This is a genomic window from Hymenobacter jeongseonensis (assembly GCF_015694725.1).
GTDB lineage: Bacteria > Bacteroidota > Bacteroidia > Cytophagales > Hymenobacteraceae > Hymenobacter > Hymenobacter jeongseonensis.
In genome coordinates this window covers 1-19,935 of record NZ_JADQDQ010000001.1, presented here as the reverse complement: position 1 = coordinate 19,935, position 19,935 = coordinate 1, and the positions used below count along the sequence as shown (strand labels likewise).

Genomic DNA, 19,935 nt, shown 5'->3' with positions numbered 1-19,935 from the left:
GGAGCGAATGGGTGAATGAGTGAATGGCCGAGCGGATGAAGGAGCACAAGACCGCAGCGCAGTCATTCGCTCTTTCACCTACCCGCTCATTCACCCTTAAACAAGCGCGGCCGGGTGGGCTTTTCGTCCTCGTCGGAAGCGTCGTCTTTGGGCGCGGGCGGAATGTCGAGCGTGCCGAGTACTTGGTCCATGTGGGCGGCGTAGGCCGCGCTGTCGTCATGAAAGAAGATGAGCTCGGGCACCACGCGGGCCGTTTGGCGGATGCGCTTGGCCAGCGCCTGGCGGATGGCCTTGGCGTTTTCGCGAATGATTTCGAGACGGTCGTTGGCATCGGAGCCCAGGAGCAGGCTCAGGTACACGCGGGCCTGGCCCAGGTCGGGCGTCACGCGCACCAAGCTGATGCCGGGCGCCAGGCCGCCGCCGAAGAGGTGCGGTAAGTCGCGCTGCAGCACCTGGGCCAGCTCCTGCTGGAGCAGGCTGGCCATTTTTTGTTGTCGTTTGCTTTCCATAATAAGATGCAAAGGTAAGTTTCTTGTTGCGGGTTTCCTGTGCCTTGTTTCGGGTGTGGCCCGCGCCGGGTGAACTGATATGTACGACTGCGTTCAATCTTTACAACCCGAAACCGGATACCCGCCCCCAGAACCCTCCAAACTTGCTTCGCTTTTTCAAAAGCTCTCTTCCTGCGCAGCTGCTGGCCCTGCTGCTGCTGGTGCTGGCCCTGCGGCTGCCACTGCTTTGGCTGGGCCTGCCCGTGACGGCGGCCGAGCTGCGGGCGCTGCTGGTGGGCGAGCGGCTGCATGGCGGCGCCATGCCGTACCGTGACCTCTTCGATGGCACCGCGCCGCTGGCCGCCGCCACCTTTGCCGTGCTCGACGCCGTGGTGTCGCGGCCGGTGTGGCTCTACCGGGTGTTTGCGCTGGCGTTGCTGCTGGTGCAGGCCCTGCGCCTAAACCTGGTGTTCAACCGCTACGATGTGCACCCCGAGCGCGGCTACGTAGCGGCCCTGACGTACTTGCTAATCGGCAGCGTGAGCACCGATTTGGATACGCTCTCGCCCCTTTTGCTGGGGCACACCTTCATCGTATTTGCCCTGAGCGCCCTGCTGCCCACCTCGCGCGAAGGGTATGATAACCGCCGCCTGTTCCGGGCCGGTTTTCTGATTGGCGTGGCGGCACTGTGCTACCTGCCGCTGAGTTTGTTCGTGATAGTCGGGCTGTTTGCCGTGGTCATCTTTGCAGCCAATTCTTTCCGCAGCTCCTTGCTGCTGCTGTGCGGGTTTTTCTTCCCGTATGCCCTGCTGGCTACTTTTTTCTTTTACTTCGGGGCAATGCCGGGCTTTGTGCAGTTTCACTTGCAGCCGGGGCTTACCGATTTGATTGCCAGTGGTCTGCCCGCTGGCTTGCAGCTGCGCCTATTGGTGGTGCCGGGTATCGTGCTGTTGCTGGGCCTGCTGCGGTCGTTGGGCACTTCGCTGGGGTTGGTTTTCCAAGTGAAATTCCGGCAAATGATGCTCGTGTGGCTGGCAATAGGCGTTGCCACCGCGGCCGTGGAGCAGGGCGCGGCACCGGGTGTGCTGGTGCTGCTGCTGCCGCCGCTGGCGTATTTCAGCTTGTTTTTGTGGCAGCGCTACCAGCACAACTGGCTGCTGGAGCTGGGGCTGCTGCTCATTCTCAACGCGGCGGTGGTGCTGCGTTATCGGGCGCATGTGCCGCGCCTAGAAGCCTTGCTCCACATGCCCGCCGAAAGTCGCTTTGGCCTGCAGCCCGACCCGCGCTACGCCTCCCTACGCAACCAAACCTTGCTCATCCTCGGCCAGGACGACCGCGCCTATTTCCACAACCGCCCCGCCACGCCCTACCTGGACTGGGCCCTCTCGCAGGTTGATTTCGGCCATCTGAGCGAATATGCGGCCGCAGTGCGGATAAGCCAACGCATCGGCCCTACTCCCCCCGCTTACCTGCTCGACCAGGTTTCCATTGTGCCGCGCCTCAAGCAGTTGTTGCCCAGCATATTTGCTTCCTACGAACCCACGGGCACTCCCGGTCTCTACCGTCGGCGCTAGGGGAAATAGCGCTGAAAATCAGACCCAACACCACGTCTTGGTCGGTCGGTCGGTCGGCAGGTTTCGCAAGAAAACCGTCAGGGGCTCCAAATCAGTTAGCAGCGAGGTAAGCACGAGGCTGCGGCCGTCGGCGAGGTGTAGGGTCAGGTAGTCGTACTTGGCCCAGAAGGTGCGGCGCGCACTACACGTCACGCGTTCCACACGGGCAAGGTCGCGGCGCTCAAATGCAATGCGTTGGCCGGCCTCGTACACTTCGAATTGGTTATCCGCAGGGTTGAAAACCAAGACGGTGGCGTGGTTCAACGCCCAATAGCGCAGAAACAGCAGCAGCGCCGGCCCGCTCAGCACCAGCGTAAACAGAAAAAAACCGCAGGCCAGCAGCCATTCATATGCCGTGGTGTGGGAGCCGCCCAGCGCCGTAGCCGGCAGCACACTCAGGCCCGCGCCGAAGGCTAGCAATGGCCAAAACAGCAGGCGTAACTGCCGCGCAGCCGTAATGCGATGGACATAGGTTCGCTTAGAAAATAGCCCCGTCACCCAGCGCGCGGCCCCCAAAACCACAAGCAGTACCACCGCCACTTCCAGTAGCGGCCGCAGAAAAGAAGACTTCATAAGTAAAGGCTCAACCCTGGCTACGCGCCGACCTGAACCCACGCCTCGCCTTCCTGGTGCGCGCGCAGGCGCCCAAAGCTTTCCAGTGCCAGCCCGTGCTTGGCAAATACGTCCAGCACCGCCTCACGGCCCTGAGGTGCCACGCACACCAGCAAACCACCCGAGGTTTGAGGGTCGCACAGCCACGTCCGTTGCTCATCGCTGATGGGGCCCACCTTGTGGCCATAGCTGGCCCAGTTGCGGCCCGTGCCGCCGGGCACGCTGCCCTGCTTCACATACGGCTCGGCCGCTGCAATCCGCGGCACTTTCGAGAACTCGATTTCGGCTGTCAGGCCGCTGCCTTCGCATACTTCGGAGAGGTGCCCCAGTAAGCCAAAGCCCGTCACGTCGGTCAGCGCCGTCACGGCATCCAGCTTGCTCAAATCCGCGCCAATCTTATTGAGCTGCATCATTTGAGCCGGGGCAATGGCCGCATCCTCATCCCGTAGAATCCCCTTTTTCTGCGCCGTAGTCAGAATGCCCACGCCGAGCGGCTTGGTCAAAAACAGCTCCGAGCCAGCCGTGGCTGTATCGTTTTGCTTCAGGTCCACGATGTTCACCATGCCCGTCACGGCCAAGCCAAAAATGGGCTCGGGCGAGTCGATGCTGTGCCCGCCGGCCAGCGGAATCCCGGCTTCGGCACAGATGCTGCGGGCGCCTTCCAGTACGCGGCGGGCTACTTCAGGCGGCAGCTTATCCACGGGCCAGCCCAGCACGGCAATGGCCAGCAGCGGCCGCCCGCCCATGGCGTACACGTCCGAAATGGCATTGGCCGAGGCAATGCGGCCGAAATCGTACGCGTCGTCCACGATGGGCATGAAAAAGTCCGTGGTCGAAATCACCGCTTCGCCGCCGCCGATGTCGTACACGGCCGCGTCGTCGCGGCTGGAATTGCCCACTAAGAGCTTCTCATCATAAGGCTGAGCAATGCTGGTATGCAGCATCTGGTCGAGCACCGCCGGCGCAATTTTGCAGCCGCAGCCGGCGCCGTGGCTGTACTGGGTGAGTTTGTATTCCATGGATTCAAAAACAAGAGAAGGCCACAAAAGTAAGCGGGCGGCCCGCCTGGGCCGCCCGCTTACTTTGTTGGGGTGAATGAGCGTTACTTAATGGCTACGGGCAGTTCCACGTTTGCCCAGCGCAGCACCAGCGCCTTGGGCGTCACCTCGTAGGCCAGCCGCTCGGTCAGGGCCGTCGTTATGCGGGGCGTTACCGTGGCCCGCAGCGCGTCCTGCTTCTCGTCGTACTTAAAAGCGCCCCACTGCTCCGGCGTTTTATTGAAAATGACCGTCCAGTCTTTCTCGGTGGGAATCACGAAGAAGCTGTATTTGCCCGCGGGCAGCGGCTTGCCTTCCACCGTCACCGGCTTGCTGAATTCCACGGTGGTGGCCTCATTGGCACCGGCGCGCCATACTTTGCCGTACGGCTCGAGGCCCCCGAAAATGGTGCGACCCTTTACAGCGGGGCTGCTGTATTTCACGGTCACGTCGGCCGCGCCTATTTTGCCCGTGGCGGTGGCTGCGGGGCTGGGCTTGGCTTTCGGCGTCTCGGTTTGGGCATAAGCAGCACTAGTAGTAAGCACCGTGGCCAGGCCAAAAGCAAGGTGACGAAGGAGGTGAAGGGTTTTCATGTGATTCCGGTTTAAAGTGAGTGGGAAATACCAACCGTGTTTGCGGTCTGCGCCGTGAAACCCAGCGGGCGGGCTTGTGGTTTTAAAGTCAGTAATTTAGGACAGGAGTTGCTTCCTGTAGCTACCGCTGTGGTTGCTTGCGCAGGCCAGCAGGAGCGGGAGGGCCCCCTCAAGCGGGCCTGTGTTGCATTCCGCCGCCCATTGTCGTATCTTTGCACCCGAAGTTGGTATTCGCTTTAGCAAAGAGGGGACGCGCAGTCCCCTCTTTTTTTGCCCGCTTGTTTCAAGATTTATGCATTTCGACCGTACCCTACTGCTGGAAATGCTCCAAGACGCCATTGGCGACGAGGAGCTGTTCATCGTGGGCCTCACCGTATCCGATTCGGTGATGCCGAAGGTGACCGTCACCCTTGACGGGCCCACCGGCCTGGCAATTCAGGCGTGCGCTACCATCAGCCGCCGCCTGGCGCGCCGCATCGACGAGCACTACGGCGAGGATTCGGCCTACTCCCTGGAAGTCACCAGCCCCGGCGCCGACCAGCCCCTCACCGACCCGCGCCAGTACACCCGCCACATCGGCCGTTCGCTGGCCCTGAAGCTCAACGATGGCACCGAGAAAACCGGCGTCCTCACCGCTTCGACCCCGGAAGGCGTAGAAATCGAAGAAGTTATCAAACAAAAAACCAAGAAAACCACCCTGCCCGCCGCCTTCTATCCTTTCGCGGATATCCAGGAAGCCAAGGTTGTTATCTCCTTCAAATAAATCCCGTTCTGCCTCTATGAACAGCCACGAATTAATCGAGTCCTTCAGCGAATTTGCCCGGAGCAAGAACATCGACCGGCCCACGATGATGAGCATCCTGGACGACGTGTTCCGCACGATGATTCGCAAGAAGTACGACCAGGACGAAAACTTCGACGTTATCATTAACCCCGATAACGGGGACTTGGAAATTTGGCGCAACCGCGAAATCGTGGATGACAACTCCGAGGACATCTGGGACCACGACAAGATTACGCTCACCGATGCCCAGAAAATCGAGCCCGATTTCGAAGTAGGCGAATCGGTGGCCGAAGCCGTGAAGCTGGAAGATTTTGGCCGTCGGGCCGTGCTCATGGCGCGCCAAACGCTGATTCAGCGCGTGAAGGACCTCGAGCGCGACAACCTCTACCAGAAGTACAAGGACCAGGTGGGCGAAATAGTGACCGGCGAAGTCTATCAGGTGTGGAGCCGCGAGGCCCTCATCATGGACAAAGACGACAACGAACTGGTGATGCCCAAGGGCGAGCAAATCCCCAAAGACCGGTTCCGCAAAGGCGACACCGTGCGCGCCGTGGTGCACCGCGTGGAGGTGATTAACGGCACGCCGAAAATCATCCTGTCCCGCGCCGCGCCAGCTTTCCTCGAGCGTTTGTTCGAGTTGGAAGTGCCCGAGATTTACGACGGCCTCATCGTTATCAAGAACGTGGTGCGCGAGCCCGGTGAGCGCGCCAAAGTAGCCGTAGAAAGCTACGACGAGCGAATTGACCCCGTGGGCGCTTGCGTCGGTATGAAGGGCAGCCGCATCCATCCGGTGGTGCGCGAACTCGAAAACGAGAACATCGACATCATCAATTACACCGACAATCTGGAACTCTACATTGCGCGGGCACTATCGCCGGCCAAAGTGGGTTCTATGAAGATAAACCAAGAAAGTGGCCGGGTTTCGGTTTTCATGAAACCCGACCAAGTGAGCTTGGCCATCGGCCGCGGCGGTGCCAACATTAAGCTGGCGAGCCGGTTGGTGGGCATGGAAATCGACGTATTCCGCGAAGCCATTGACTACGAAGAGGATATTTCGCTGGACGAATTCCAGGACGAAATCGAACCTTGGGTACTGGCGGAGTTGAAGAAAATTGGCCTGGACACCGGCCGCGCCGTACTAGCCGTCAAGAAAGACGACATTGTGCGCCGCACGGAGTTGGAAGAAGAAATGGTGGACGATGTTTATCGCATTATTCGCCAGGAATTTGCCGACGACGAAGAACTCGACGAAACCTCTTTGGAGGCCGCTAAAAAACGCGTTGCCGGAGACAGCACCGCCGAGGCGAAAGCCGATAGCAAGGACGAAGAAGCAGCCGTTACGCACGCTTCAGAAGCCGAAATCACCCCTGAACACACCCCTTTGGTGGCTGAAATGACCGAACAACCCAAAGCAACGACTGAGGATGCGGGCGCAAGCTCTCCCGCCGAGCCAGCCCAATGACGGCCGCGCGGCCGGTACGGCAAGGGTAACAAATCGTGCCAGTTGGCGCGGTTTGCGCCCTGCTGGCAAGATTTATTGTAATACCTTTGCACTTAGAAGCGTATCGTACGCGAGTAACAGATAGAATGGCGGAAGCAACCCCGAAACGGCTACAACAGGCGGCCAAAGACCTGAATATTGGAATGGACAGGGTGGTCGAAGCCCTGGCCAAGAAAGGTATACAAGTAGAGAACAAGCCGACCACGAAGCTCACTGGTGAGCAAGTGGCCTCGCTTGAGAAGGAATTCGCAGCCTCTGCCCACGACCGGCAAGAAGCGCAGAAAGTCATTCAGGCCAAGCGCCAGAGCGACCTCGACGCTGCTCCCAAACCTGCTGCCCCGGCCCCGCGGCCAGTGCAGGCTGCTGCGCCGGCTCCCAAGCCGGCCGCGCCTGTTGCCCCTGTAGCAGCCACTCCGGCGCCTGCTCCGGTAGCGCCAGTTGCCCCTGTGGCGGCTGCACCGGCTCCGGCTCCGACCCCTGTACCAGCTCCCGCTGCGCCAGCCGCACCGGGCCTGAAGGTGTTGGGTAAAATTGAATTGGATAGCAAAGGGCGTGTGGTGCCTCCCAAGCCAGTAGCAGCCGCACCGGCTCCTGTAGCGCCTGCCCCAGCACCAGCTCCTGCTGTTGCACCGGTAGCTGCTGCTCCGGCACCAGTTGCTCCTGCTCCTAAAGTAGAGGCCCCGGTTGCGCCTGCCCCAGCGGCTCCCGTATCACCGCCTGTTGCGAAAGCTGAAGCCGCTCCGGCGGCTCCCATAGCCGCGCCGACGGCTGCTCCTGCAGCGCCGACTCCAGTGGCGCCGGTTGCTCAGGCCCCGGCTGCTCCCGCAGCAACAGCCCCTGCGGCCCCCGTTGAAGGCAGCACGCCCGAGGATACAAGCACGATTGTCGCCAAGTCGGATACCCTGAAGGGCCTCACGGTTCTCGGCAAAATCGACTTGTCATCTATTAACAACGACCGTCGTGGTCCGGGTGGCCGCGGCCCCCGTCCCATTGCTTCGTCGGATGTAAGCAAGCGTGGCTTGCCTGCTGGCCCCGGCCAGAAGAAGCGCACGCGCCTGCCTGGCCCTCCCGGCAGCACCACGTCGCCACCCAGCCCCGGCTACCAGGGCAACCGCCCGGCTGGCGGTCCCGGTCAAGGCGGCGGCTACCAAGGCAACCGTCCGGCTGGAGGTCCTGGCCAGCGCCCCGGTGGTCCGGGTCAGCGCCCCGGTCAGTCGGCGCCAAAGCCTAACGCTCCCGCATTGACCCCTGAGCAGGCTGAAAAGCAGATTCAGGAGCAGATTAAGGCTACGTTGGCCAAACTCGGCGGCAACAAAGCCACCGGTCAAGCCAACCGTGCCAAATATCGCCGCGACAAGCGGAGCATGCTGGCAGAAGACCGCGAGGCTCTGCGCGCTCAGAACGAACTCGACGCCAAAACCCTCAAGCTCACTGAATTCATCTCGGCCCATGACTTGGCCTCGCTGATGGACGTGAACGTGAACGAGGTAATCAAAGTGTGCTTGGGCATGGGCATGTTTGTGTCCATCAACCAGCGCCTTGATGCCGAAGCCATTACGGTAATTGCCGACGAATTTGGTTTCGATGTTGAATTCCTATCGAAAGAAGAGGAAGAAATCAGCATTGATGCCGGCGACGACGAAGCTGACTTGGTGCACCGTGCTCCAATTGTGACCATCATGGGTCACGTCGACCACGGCAAGACGTCGCTGCTTGACTACATCCGCGATGCGAGTGTGGCCAAGGGCGAAGCCGGTGGCATCACGCAGCACATTGGTGCTTACGAGGTGCGGACCAAATCGGGCCAGCCCATTACTTTTCTTGACACACCTGGTCACGAAGCCTTTACGGCCATGCGTGCCCGCGGTGCCAAGGTGACGGACATTGCCATCATCGTGGTAGCCGCCGACGACTCGGTAATGCCACAGACGAAAGAAGCCATCAACCACGCGCAAGCGGCTGGGGTGCCGATTATCATCGCCCTCAACAAGATTGACAAGCCTTCGGCCAACCCCGAGAAAATCCGCGAGGAGCTTTCCCAGATTAACATTCTGGTGGAAGAGTGGGGCGGAAAATACCAGAGCCAGGAGGTTTCGGCCAAATCGGGCATTGGTATTGAAGAGCTGTTGGAAAAGGTATTGCTGGAAGCCGAATTGCTCGACTTGAAAGCCAACCCCGACCGTGGTGCCATCGGCACCGTTATCGAAGCCTCGCTGGACAAAGGCCGTGGCTACGTAACCACCGTGCTGGTACAAACCGGTACGCTGAACGTGGGCGACATCATCCTTGCCGGCCCGCACTTTGGCCGCGTTAAGGCCATGACTGACCACCGGGGTAAGAAAATGAAGACGGCGCCGCCCGCAACGCCGGTGCAGGTGCTCGGCCTCACCGGTGCCCCACAGGCCGGTGACCGCATCCAGGTAATGGAAACGGAGCGCGAAGCCCGCGAAACGGCTACCCAGCGCTTGCAACTGGCCCGTGAGCAAACCATCCGGACTAAGAAGCACATCACGCTGGACGAAATCGGCCGCCGTTTGGCTATCGGTTCGTTTAAGGAACTCAACATCTTGGTGAAGGGCGACGTGGACGGTTCGGTAGAAGCACTCTCCGACTCGCTGCTGAAGCTTTCGACGCCGGAAGTGAAGGTGAACATCCTCTCGAAAGGGGTGGGCGCCATCTCCGAAAGCGACGTGCTGCTGGCTTCGGCTTCCGACGCCATCATCATCGGCTTCCAGGTGCGGCCCTCGCAGAGTGCCCGCAAACTGGCCGAGCAGGAGCAGATTGACATCCGTCTGTACAGCATCATTTACAACGCCATCAACGAGGTGAAGGATGCCATGGAAGGCATGCTGGCTCCGACGGTGCAGGAAGTGGTGACCGCCAACGCCGAAGTACGGATGGTGTTCAACATCACCAAAGTGGGCTCAATTGCCGGCTGTATGGTGACGGAAGGCACGTTCCAACGCAAGACCCGCGTGCGGGTGGTGCGCAACGGCATCGTGCTGCACACCGGCGAAATTCAGGACCTCAAACGCTTCAAGGACGACGTGAACGAAGTTCGCCAAGGCTACGAATGCGGTATCTCCATCAAGAACTTCAACGAGTTGCAAGAAGGCGACAATATCGAAGGTTTCGAAGAGAAGGAAATCAAGCGCACGCTGTAAACACAGCGCGACGAGTGAACATAAGAAAGCCCCGACTGCATCGCAGTCGGGGCTTTCTTATGTCTTAACTGATTACAGAGGATTAGAAGACTAAATACTTCTTCTTCATTTTGCTCTTGTGCACCAGTGGTTTGCCCGGAGGGTTGGAGCCGCCAACGGAGTGGCTCATGCCGCGCTTGAGTTCCGAAAAGCCTTTCTTGGCTTTGTATTTACGCACCATAAAACCTTGGCCGCTGCGATTGGAGTCGAACTGACGGTCGGGAGCGCCGTTGCGACCGAAACTGGTGTTGCCAGTGCGGGCTTGCAGGAGTTCCAACTGCTGGTCTTGTTTGATTTGGTCGGGCGTCATGGCGGCGCGGCGCTGGTTGCGGGCCAATTCCTCGGCGTTGTTCCCGTTGTTGCGGCGCGCGCCGGCTTCGCTGGTGCCTTGGCCCGAACTGGGGAAGGCAGGGCCAGTAGTTTGGGCAGTAGCACCCGAGATAGCAACCAAACTCAAGCCGCTGAGAAGAGTGGCAGCAAGAAAAATCTTCATGTGAGCAAAAAGTGGAGTGGGAAGAATAACTGCTGCCTAACGGTTGGGGGCGATGAGTGGTTCAACGTCCCCGATAAGAGAATGGCAACCGAGTGATTCGATGCCTCTAAGTTCGCAACTTATTTTGATTCGGCAATTTATCTATCCTTGATAAAATTGATACTTGAGCTTAAAACGGCGAAACCGCTGCTCACAACTCGGTGGACAGCGGTTTTTTCACGTTGAACGAAACGGGCCTCTTAGCCGCGGTTGGCGCGTAGCGAATCGCGGATTTCCATGAGCAACTGCTGGTCGGTGGTAGGGGGTGGAGGAACGGCGACCACTTCTACCGGGGCTTTCTTCATGCGGTTGGCCACCTTCACCACCCAGAAAATAACGAAGGCAATGATGAGGAAGTAAATGATGGCATTGATAAAATTGCCATACGCAATGGCTGCCGAACCGGCTTTCTTGGCGTCTTCCAGCGTGGCGTAGGACTTGCCATCGAGCGTGACAAACATATTCTGGAAGTCGATGCCTCCGGTGAAGATGCTCAGGATGGGCATCAGGATGTCGTCGGTCAGCGAGGTGACAATTTTGCCAAACGCTGCGCCGATGATGACGCCGACAGCCAGGTCTAGGACGTTGCCTTTGGAAATAAACTCTTTGAATTCGGAAACAAAGCCCATAAGCGTAAGAGAAAAAGTGAGCGATGAAAAAGGTGTATTGCGAAATCTAGGGAAATAAATACATATTCCATTTACGAAAACCGCCAGCGTAGTAGAATAATTTGCGCTAGAAGTCGCTCAGTGATTCCATGCCTAGCCTCAATCAAGCCCAGCCTTTGGGAGCCGGGCGCGCCCCGCCTCCCAAAGGCTTAGTGCTATCTTTGGCCGGACCAATTCCTTCAGGCTTTTTCCCGCGCCATGTCTGCTTCCTACGAAAACTTACTCTATGAACTGGACGCCGCCAGCGGCATCCTCACGCTCACCATCAACCGGCCCAGTAAGCTGAATGCGCTGAACGCGGCCACGATTGCCGACATTGCCGCGGCCATGCAACAGGCGCTGGACGAGCCTCAGGTGCGCGGCATCATCGTGACGGGCAGCGGCGAGAAGGCCTTTGTGGCCGGCGCCGACATTGCCGAGCTGGCGGCCCTCACGCCCGCCCAAGCGGCCCGCGCAGCCGAGCACGGGCAGGAAGCTTTCTGCCGCATTGAGGAAAGCACCAAGCCCGTGATTGCAGCCGTGAATGGCTTTGCACTGGGCGGGGGGTGCGAGCTGGCCATGGCCTGCCACATGCGCGTGGCCTCCGAAAATGCCCGTTTCGGCCAGCCCGAGGTGAACCTGGGCCTGCTGCCGGGCTACGGCGGCACCCAGCGCCTGCCCCAGCTCATTGGCAAGGGCAAGGCCATTGAGTTGCTGCTCACGGCCGATTTGGTAAAAGCCGATGAAGCATTGCGCTTGGGCTTAGTAAACCATGTGGTGCCGCAGGCCGAACTGCTCTCGTTTTGCCAACAACTGTTGGGCAAGATTTTGAGCAAAGCGCCTCTGGCCGTAGGCATGGTGCTCGAATGCGTGAACGCGCACTACGCCAAGAATGCCAACGGCTACGAGACGGAAGCAAAGGCTTTCGGGCGGGCTTTCGAAAGCGACGATTTCAAGGAAGGCACTACGGCGTTTGTAGAGAAGCGCGCCGCCGTATTCACCGGTAAGTAAGCCTTCGTTATTGGGGACCAAGACTTGAGGAATGAAGAATTACCGGTTTCGGTAGGGCTTTGTTCCTCATTGTTTGTCCTCGTTCTTCATTGTCAAAGAATGAGTGTAGCTAAAAAACTAGCGTCGCAGACGGCCGTGTACGGGGTGAGCAGTATTGTGGGCCGCGTGCTCACGTACTTGCTGGTGCCAGTGTACACGGCGTATTTCGCGGCGGCGGAGTATGGCATTGTTACGGCGCTGTATGCCTACGTGTCATTTTTGAACGTTGTGTTTACCTACGGGATGGAAACGACGTTTTTCCGCTTCGCTAACCAAGCGGGCACAGACCGGCGCGAGCTTTACGGCCGGGTGCTGAGCCTGCTACTGGTAAGCAGCGTGGGGCTCACGGCGCTGTTGGTGTTGCTGGCGGGGCCCTTGCTGGGCCTGCTCGATATTCCGGCCGGCCACGAGGGGTACGCCGTGTGGGTGGCGCTGATTCTGGGGCTGGATGCGCTGGCTGCTATTCCATTTGCCCGGCTGCGGCTGGAGAACAAGGCCCGCAAATTTGCCACCATCAAACTGGCCAACATTGTGCTGAATGTGGTCCTGAACCTGTTTTTTATTGTGCTGTGCCCGGCCGTAATGAGCGGGAAGTGGCTGCCGGCTTTGCAGCCGCTGGTAGCGCGGGTATACGACCCCAGCATTGGCGTGGGCTACGTTTTTCTTTCCAATCTGGTAGCGAGCGGCTTCACGCTGCTGCTGCTGTGGCGCGAGCTGCTGGACTTCCGCTTTCGCCTGAACCTGGCACCGCTGCGGCCCTTGTTGAAGTATGCCTACCCGCTCATGCTCATGGGGCTGGCCGGTATGGTGAACGAAACCCTGGACCGCATTCTACTGCCCAAGTGGCTGCCGGACAACTTCTACCCCGGACAAAGCAGCCTCACGGCGGTGGGTATTTATGGTGCTTGCTACAAACTGAGCATCTTTATGTCGCTGGTCATTCAGGCTTTTCGGTACGCGGCCGAGCCTTTTTTCTTTGCCCAAAGCACCGAGAAGAACTCGCCCGCCACGTTTGCCATGGTGTTGAAGTGGTTTACCTTGTGCTGCGTGGTGATTTTCGTGGGCATCAGCCTGAATGTGGAGGATTTCGGGCAGCTGTTTCTGCGGCGGCCCGAGTACCTGCAAGGGTTGGTGGTAGTGCCAGTACTGCTGCTGGCCAACCTGTTTCTGGGCATGTATTACAACCTCTCGGTCTGGTTCAAGCTCACAGATAAGACGTATTACGGCACCTACATTGGGGCCGGGGGCGCGGTGCTCACCATTGCGCTCAATTTCCTGCTGATTCCGGTGCTGGGCTATCTGGGTTGCGCCATTGCTACGTTGGTTTGCTACTTCACCATGGCGGTGCTGTGCTGGCGGCTGGGCGAGCACCATTTTCCGGTACCGTATCCAGTAAGGCGGCTGGGGCTATGGCTACTGGGCGCTTCGGCGGTGGTGGCGCTGGGCTGGGGCGTGCAGGTAGAAGATTGGTGGGCCCGCCATGCCTGGCACGCGGGCCTCACGGTGGTATTTCTGATGGCCTTGTGGCTTATTGAGCGGCCTAAAGCGGTGAAGCCCGTAGTCGTGTAATCGTATTTTGTTAGGATAGCACGTTTCCTATCTTTGCCCGGCTGACCTGCTAAACGACCATGCAAATTCCCGTAATCAACCGTTCACACCACCCGCTGCCCGAGTACCAAACGCCCCACGCCGCTGGCCTTGACCTACGAGCCAATCTGGAAGCACCTGTAACGCTGGGTCCGCTGGAGCGCGCCCTCATTCCAACGGGACTGTCGTTGGAAATACCGGTGGGCTACGAAGCTCAGATTCGCCCCCGCAGTGGCTTGGCGTACAAGCACGGCATTGGATTGGTGAACAGCCCGGGAACGATTGATGCCGACTACCGCGGCGAAATCAAGGTGCTGCTGGTGAATTTATCCAACGAGCCGTTTGTGGTGAACGACGGCGAACGCATTGCCCAGCTGATAGTTGCCAAACACGAGACCATCGCCTGGCAGCCGGCTGAGGCGCTCAGCGAAACCCAACGCGGCGCGGGCGGGTATGGAAGCACGGGCGTGGGCTAGTGCCCTGGTATATTCTGCGCTGCTTTCTCTACATTTAATCCTCCACTTCAATACCTCTAACTGTGAAAATCATTGTCCCGATGGCCGGCATGGGCAAGCGCATGCGCCCCCACACCCTCACCGTTCCCAAGCCCCTCATTCCCATCGCGGGCAAGCCCATTGTGCAGCGCCTCGTGGAGGACATTGCCAAGGTGTGCGGCGACCAAGTGGAGGAAGTAGCGTTCATCATCGGGCGTTTCGGCGACGCGGTGGAGAAAAGCTTGGTGAAAATTGCCGAATCGGTGGGCGCGAAGGGCACCATCGTGTACCAAGATGAGCCGCTGGGCACGGCCCACGCCATTCTGTGCGCCAAGGAGTCGCTGAGCGGCCCGGTGGTAGTGGCTTTTGCCGATACCCTGTTCAAAGCCGACTTTACGTTGGACGCAAGCGTACCCGGCACTATTTGGGTACAACAAGTGGAAGACCCGCGGCCCTTCGGCGTGGTAACGCTAAACGAGCAGGGGCAAATCACGGAGTTCGTGGAGAAGCCCCAGGACTTTGTTTCCGACCTAGCCATCATCGGCATCTACTATTTCCAGGACGGCGAATACCTGCGCAGCGAACTGCAGTACCTGCTCGACAACGACATCAAGGACAAAGGCGAATACCAACTCACCAATGCCCTGGAAAACATGAAGAACAAGGGCACGGTGTTCGTGCCCGGCCGCGTGACCGAGTGGCTGGATTGCGGCAACAAGGACGCCACGGTGTTCACCAACCAGCGCTACCTCGAGTACCTGAAGGAGCGGGGCGAATCGCTGGTAGCCGAGTCGGCCCAAATCACCAACTCAGTCATCATCGACCCGGTGTATATCGGCGAGAATGCCATCATCACCGATTCGGTGGTGGGCCCGCACGTGTCGCTGGGTGACCACGCGAATGTGCGCGACTCGCGCCTGTCCAATTCCATTGTGCAGCAGTCGGCTTCGGTGCTCAACGCCGTCATCACCAATTCCATGATTGGCAACTTCGCTACTGTCACCGGCACGCCCGACGACCTGAGTCTCGGCGATTATAACCAACTGCGCGTGTGACATTTTAGGGAGTAAATGCGTTACAACGACGCGGCCTTCTGCGGAGGGCCGCGTCGTTGGGCATTATTACCCGTAATTTCGTGAGCCGGGCCCAGGGTCCGGTTTTATTGTATATGCGTCAAGTTGTTCTTAGTCTGATGTTTTGGTTGGGGCTCACGGCCATTGGCTACGCGCAGCCTACCAACGGGGCCCCTACGCCACCCGCCAAGCTGACCCGCAAAGAACAGCGGGCCCTGGAAAAAGAGCAGCGCGAACTCGACAAGAAGCTGGCCGAGGCCCGCGCCAAGCGCGCCGTTGCGCCTCCGCTTTCGGAGCGCGAGCGCGAGCACACCGAAGCCTTGTTTGTAGAAGGCGTGAAACACGTGCTGTTGGAAGACTACAACAAGGCCCTCGAGCAGTTGCTGCGCGCTTACACCCTGAACCCCGACAATGCGGCCGTTAACTACAAAATAGCGGAGGCCAACCTGCTGAGCGGCAACCTGCGCGACGCGGCCAACTACGCCAATGCGGCCATTCGGCTCGACGCCCAAAACGCTTATTACTACTTGCTACTAGCCGATATCCAAGTCAGGCAGAAGCAGTACGAAGGGGCCACCAAAACCTATGCGGCGCTCATCAAGCAAGTGCCGAATTCGGGCAGTTATTTGTTTAATCTGGCCGACCTGTACCTGGCCCAGAACAAGTTGCCTGATGCCTTGACCACGCTGGACTTGGCCGAAAAAGAATTTGGGCAAGTGGATGAGATTTCTTTCAAAAAGCAGCAGATTTACCTTAAACAGAACAAGCTCGACCTTGCGCTGGCCGAGGGCGAGAAGCTCATCCGGGCCAACCCGAACGAAACCCGCTACGTGCTGGCTCAGGCTGAGATGTATGCCAGCAACAACCGCCTGCCTGATGCCATGCGGGTGGCCGAGCAAGCCCTGCGCGTTGACCCCGACAGCCCCCAGGCCCATATGATTCTGGCCGAAGTGTACCGCCAGCAAAGCCAGCCCGACCAGGCCGCCGAGCAGCTAAAGCTGGCTTTCGCCAGCCCGGCCTTGGACATTGACGAGCGGGTGCGCATTCTGGTGGGCTATATCAAGCAACTCCCCAATCCCAAAGAGTCGGTAAACCAGTTGGCCCGCGACTTGGCAGCCGCCACCATCAAAACCTATCCCAAGGAGGCCAAGGCGTACGCCGTGGCCGGCGATATTCATACCCTGACCGACCGCAAGAAAGACGCCCGCGATACCTATTTGAAGGCCCTGCGCTACGACAATTCCAAGTTCCAAATCTGGCAGCAAGTCGTGTTGATTGACGCCGAGCTGAACCAAACCGATTCGCTGCTGGTGCACACCGACCGGGCATTGGAGCTATTTCCCAACCAAGCCTCGCTGTGGTTTTACAATGGCGTGGCCAATTTGCTTAAGAAACAGCCCCAACGAGGCGTGAAAGCGCTGGAATACGGTCGCAAGCTCGTGGTGAGCAACCCGGAGCTGCTAGGGCAATTCGATGCCCAATTGGGCGACGCTTACCATGAGATGAAGGAGTACGCCAAATCGGATGCGGCCTACGAAGCCGCGCTGCAGAGCGACCCCAACAACATTCAGGTGCTGAACAATTACAGCTACTTCTTATCGTTGCGGGGCGAAAAACTCGAAAAGGCCAAGCAGATGTCGGGCAAAGTAGTAAAGCAATTTCCCGACAACGACACCTACCTCGACACCTACGCCTGGGTACTCTATAAGATGAAGGACTATGCCGGCGCCAAAACCACGCTGGAAAAAGCCCTGCAAACCACCAAGGACGCTTCCGTAATCGAGCATTACGGCGATGTGCTCTACCAGCTCGGGCAGCAAGACGAAGCCGTGGCGCAATGGCAGCGGGCCCGCAAGGCCGGTTTGGCCTCCAACCTGCTGGAGCGCAAATTGAAAGACCGAAAACTCTATGAATAAAGTAACGTTGCTGTTGGCCCTGGGGCTATTGGTTGGCAGTTGTGCCCGCAAGGCCGTGCCCACCGCTTCGACTACCGGGCCCGGCACTTCTGCCCCAATAGCCGAGCCATCGGTGCGGGCAATAAATACCTCCTTCCTGTTTTTGAGCGCGAAAGGCAAAGCCCAAGTGACGATGAAGGGCGGCCAGCAAGGAGCAAACTTGGCGCTACGAATGCGCCGCGACAGCATCATTTGGGTATCAGCATCGCTGGCGGGCATCGAAGGCGTGCGGGCCGTGCTCACCCCCGATTCTGTCCAAGTGCTGAATCGATTGGAGAAAACGTATTTTTCGGGCGGCTATGATTACTTGAGCAAGCTCCTGAACGTGCCCGTTACGTTCGAGCAAATGCAAGCCTTGCTTTTGGGCGACTACTTGCCGGCCCCCGACGGCACCACGCCCAAGGTAACCGAGGAAGAGAACGGCCGCCAGCGCGTCACGTACCCGCTGGCCGATGTCATCATCGAGCGTCTGTTGCAAGGCGGCACCGGCCGCGTACAGCAGCTAAAAGTAAGCGACGCCAGTTTGCAGCGAAATTTGACCGTGGATTATACCGATTTCCGGCCCTTGGATGAGCAATCCCCGTTGCCATTTGCCCACGCCACGTTCATTCAGGCCCAGCAGCCGTCATCGGGCGTGGTCACGGCCGCCATTAACTTTACTAAAGTAAATGCTGGCCGCGAGCGGTTAGCCTTTCCTTTTACCGTGCCCAAGGGCTTTAAGCGGCAGAAATAATTAGCAGCTTTTGAATGGCGCACTTTGAATAAGCAGGTAAAGACGGCTGGAAGGATGAATAAGGACCTGGGAAACATTGGGTTCTGGCGCGGCTGTGGGGCATGGTTTCTCCCGTGTCTGCTAACCGTCTGGTTGGCTATGCCCGTCACTGCCCAACAGCGAGAGAAAAAGCAATCCACTAAAGCCAGCTCCACCAAAGCCCGGCGGCCTGCCACGCGCCCCGCCACTCGTCGCGCTCCCAAAAGCAAAGCCCAGTTGGAACGCGAACGCCTTGCCAACCTGCGCCAGATTCAGCAAACCAGCAAGGAGCTGAATCAAACCCAGGAAAAGAAAAAAGCCAGCCTGGGCCAATTGAACGTTATTAAAGTAAAGCTGACCGAAAAAAAGCAAGTCATACAAGGTATCTCAACCCAGTTGCGGGGCATCGAGAGCAATGTGCAGCAAACTGCCCAGCAGGTGCTGCAAACCCAGAAAACCCTGCGCGAACTGAAGGCAGAATACGCCCGGCTGTTATACACTGCATCCAAAACCGCGAATGGTTTCAATCGGTTGATGTTTCTGTTTGCGTCCGACTCCTTTAATCAACTTGCGCTCCGGCTCCGCTACATTCGGCAGTACACCGAAGAGCGGCAGCGCCAAGCCGCGCGCATAATGGGCACCCAGCAGCAATTGCACCAGCAACTCACGGGCCTCACCAAGCAGCAGCAGCGCAAGAGCAGCTTGCTTAACAGCCAGCTGAGTGAAAACAAAAACCTGCTGACCTTAAAAACCAAGGAAGACCAAATGGTGCAGCAACTCAGCCAGCAGGAGCAGGGCTTGCGGCAGGAGTTGGAGCAGCGCCGCCGGGCTGTCGTCCAACTCGATAACTTGATTGCCCAGCGAGTTCGGGAAGAAATCGCCCGCGCCGCCCGCGCCGCCCGCTTGGCTGCCCGCCGCCAAGCCGAATTGGCCGCAGCCCGGCGTAGCGCCGCAGCGCGCCGCCCCGCTGGCAACGCCAGCTCAGCCAGCACGCGCTCCGACTCCGACAATGATAATGCCTCAGCCACTGCGGCGCCTGAATCGGATGTGCCCGAAACGGCCGCAGAAGCAGCCGCTGACCGCCGTGCGGTGCGTATTGCCCTTACGCCGGAGTCCGCGCTGCTCTCTTCATCGTTTTCCGGCAACCGCGGTCGGCTGCCTTGGCCCGTGAGCCGGGGCTTCATCAGCCAGCGCTTTGGGCGGCATCCGCATCCAGTCTTGAAAAATGTGACCGTAGAAAATCGCGGCATTGACATTCAAACCGGCGCTGGCGAAGCTGTCCGATCGTGCTTCGACGGTAAAGTGCTGACCATCGCCAATATCGCGGGCATGAACACCATCGTTATGATTCAGCACGGCGACTTCTTCACAGTATATGCCAAGCTTAAGTCTGTGAATGTGCGTGAGGGCCAGCGCGTAAGCGCCAAAGAAGTCATCGGCATAGTAGCTACCGATGGTGAAGGTACTTCAGAAGTACAGTTTCAGGTATGGCACAATTCCTCTAATCTAAACCCCCAGAATTGGCTGGGTAGCCGATAGCCTTTCAATTATTGATGCCATTTTATTCGACTGCAGAATAGCATCTTAGGAGGCAGTAATGGGGGGAATCGTGAAAAGGGTGAAGTTTTCTTGAGGTATCCCCTTGCTCCCTGAGAAAACCCTCTTACCTTTGCACCCCCAATAAGAAAGGGCTTCAATCGGAAGCAAAAATCTTAAACGGAACGAACTAGCAAGGGCAGGTAGGAAGGTTGTTCTCCATTCTCCTTAGGCCAGTTAACTTTCGTAATGAGTCCTGACTCTGCCGAAAAAAAAGATTGGCTGTTTGTTGTGAGTTGAAAAATTCCTCTTACCTTTGCACTCCCAAATCGAAAGAAGGGAAAAGAAGAAGAGAAGATTACTGGCCGATAGGCCACACGGTTCGCCTAATTGGGGCGGGCGCACGTTCTTTGAATGTTTGGAAAAGACAAATAGTAAGGGTGGTTCGCCGCAAGGAGAACCACAACCATTACAAGCGT

Annotated in this window: 17 protein-coding genes and 1 pseudogene; 12 read left to right on the top strand and 6 right to left on the bottom strand. The window is 58.5% G+C overall.

Translation table 11 applies throughout. From position 1 onward, the window contains the following. Nucleotides 1-86: 86 nt before the first annotated feature. Entirely contained in the window at nt 87-509 is a 423-nt protein-coding gene (locus I2I05_RS00085) for a ribosome-binding factor A (protein ID WP_196280187.1), read from the bottom strand. Nucleotides 510-652: 143 nt separating this feature from the next. Between I2I05_RS00085 and I2I05_RS00080 the strand changes: the two genes are divergently transcribed. Beyond that, complete coding sequence (locus I2I05_RS00080; RefSeq protein ID WP_196280186.1) at nt 653-2,062, top strand: hypothetical protein; 1,410 nt, start codon at nt 653-655, stop codon at nt 2,060-2,062. A gap of 18 nt (nt 2,063-2,080) precedes the next feature. Here the strand turns inward: I2I05_RS00080 and I2I05_RS00075 are convergent, their stop codons facing one another. From I2I05_RS00075 to I2I05_RS00065, 3 genes are all read right to left on the bottom strand, one after another. After that, a complete protein-coding gene (locus I2I05_RS00075) occupies nt 2,081-2,674 on the bottom strand; it encodes a hypothetical protein (RefSeq protein ID WP_196280185.1) in 594 nt (197 codons plus the stop codon). Nucleotides 2,675-2,694: 20 nt separating this feature from the next. Next, on the bottom strand, nt 2,695-3,732 hold the full coding sequence (selD, locus tag I2I05_RS00070; RefSeq protein WP_196280184.1) for a selenide, water dikinase SelD: 1,038 nt from the start codon (nt 3,730-3,732) through the stop codon (nt 2,695-2,697). Between the two features lie 83 nt (nt 3,733-3,815). Continuing rightward, on the bottom strand, nt 3,816-4,343 hold the full coding sequence (locus I2I05_RS00065; protein WP_196280183.1) for a DUF2911 domain-containing protein: 528 nt from the start codon (nt 4,341-4,343) through the stop codon (nt 3,816-3,818). A gap of 292 nt (nt 4,344-4,635) precedes the next feature. On the opposite strand from I2I05_RS00065, the gene I2I05_RS00060 reads away from it, so the two are divergent. The 3 genes and pseudogenes from I2I05_RS00060 to infB all read left to right on the top strand — a co-directional run bounded on the left by I2I05_RS00060 (nt 4,636) and on the right by infB (nt 9,792). Further along, nucleotides 4,636-5,106: a ribosome maturation factor RimP gene (locus I2I05_RS00060; protein ID WP_230688051.1), complete on the top strand. Its 471-nt coding sequence runs from the start codon at nt 4,636-4,638 to the stop codon at nt 5,104-5,106. Between the two features lie 16 nt (nt 5,107-5,122). Further along, nucleotides 5,123-6,355, top strand: a pseudogene (nusA, locus tag I2I05_RS00055) (transcription termination factor NusA); the annotation flags it as partial. Nucleotides 6,356-6,714: 359 nt separating this feature from the next. Next, entirely contained in the window at nt 6,715-9,792 is a 3,078-nt protein-coding gene (gene infB / locus I2I05_RS00050) for a translation initiation factor IF-2 (RefSeq protein ID WP_196280182.1), read from the top strand. A gap of 82 nt (nt 9,793-9,874) precedes the next feature. Here the strand turns inward: infB and I2I05_RS00045 are convergent, their stop codons facing one another. Both I2I05_RS00045 and mscL read right to left on the bottom strand, forming a co-directional pair. Then, on the bottom strand, nt 9,875-10,324 hold the full coding sequence (locus tag I2I05_RS00045; protein ID WP_196280181.1) for a hypothetical protein: 450 nt from the start codon (nt 10,322-10,324) through the stop codon (nt 9,875-9,877). 239 nt (nt 10,325-10,563) lie between these two features. Beyond that, on the bottom strand, nt 10,564-10,992 hold the full coding sequence (gene mscL, locus I2I05_RS00040; RefSeq protein WP_196280180.1) for a large conductance mechanosensitive channel protein MscL: 429 nt from the start codon (nt 10,990-10,992) through the stop codon (nt 10,564-10,566). Nucleotides 10,993-11,229: 237 nt separating this feature from the next. Between mscL and I2I05_RS00035 the strand changes: the two genes are divergently transcribed. The 8 genes from I2I05_RS00035 to I2I05_RS21715 all read left to right on the top strand — a co-directional run. Further along, complete coding sequence (locus I2I05_RS00035; RefSeq protein WP_196280179.1) at nt 11,230-12,021, top strand: enoyl-CoA hydratase/isomerase family protein; 792 nt, start codon at nt 11,230-11,232, stop codon at nt 12,019-12,021. Between the two features lie 99 nt (nt 12,022-12,120). Then, on the top strand, nt 12,121-13,629 hold the full coding sequence (locus I2I05_RS00030; RefSeq protein WP_196280178.1) for an oligosaccharide flippase family protein: 1,509 nt from the start codon (nt 12,121-12,123) through the stop codon (nt 13,627-13,629). 59 nt (nt 13,630-13,688) lie between these two features. Then, entirely contained in the window at nt 13,689-14,123 is a 435-nt protein-coding gene (gene dut, locus I2I05_RS00025; RefSeq protein WP_068190758.1) for a dUTP diphosphatase, read from the top strand. A 62-nt stretch (nt 14,124-14,185) separates the two neighbouring features. Then, nucleotides 14,186-15,196: a sugar phosphate nucleotidyltransferase gene (locus I2I05_RS00020; RefSeq protein WP_196280177.1), complete on the top strand. Its 1,011-nt coding sequence runs from the start codon at nt 14,186-14,188 to the stop codon at nt 15,194-15,196. 113 nt (nt 15,197-15,309) lie between these two features. Next, entirely contained in the window at nt 15,310-17,130 is a 1,821-nt protein-coding gene (locus I2I05_RS00015) for a tetratricopeptide repeat protein (protein ID WP_196280176.1), read from the top strand. After that, nucleotides 17,123-17,902 (top strand): DUF4292 domain-containing protein, encoded by a 780-nt coding sequence (locus I2I05_RS00010; protein WP_196280175.1) that lies wholly within the window; start codon nt 17,123-17,125, stop codon nt 17,900-17,902. The genes I2I05_RS00015 and I2I05_RS00010 overlap by 8 nt, the downstream gene beginning before the upstream one ends. A gap of 138 nt (nt 17,903-18,040) precedes the next feature. Continuing rightward, a complete protein-coding gene (locus tag I2I05_RS00005) occupies nt 18,041-19,459 on the top strand; it encodes a murein hydrolase activator EnvC family protein (RefSeq protein ID WP_196280174.1) in 1,419 nt (472 codons plus the stop codon). A 293-nt stretch (nt 19,460-19,752) separates the two neighbouring features. Continuing rightward, the coding region (locus I2I05_RS21715; protein ID WP_230688050.1) for a hypothetical protein at nt 19,753-19,935 on the top strand (183 nt) is incomplete at its 3' end.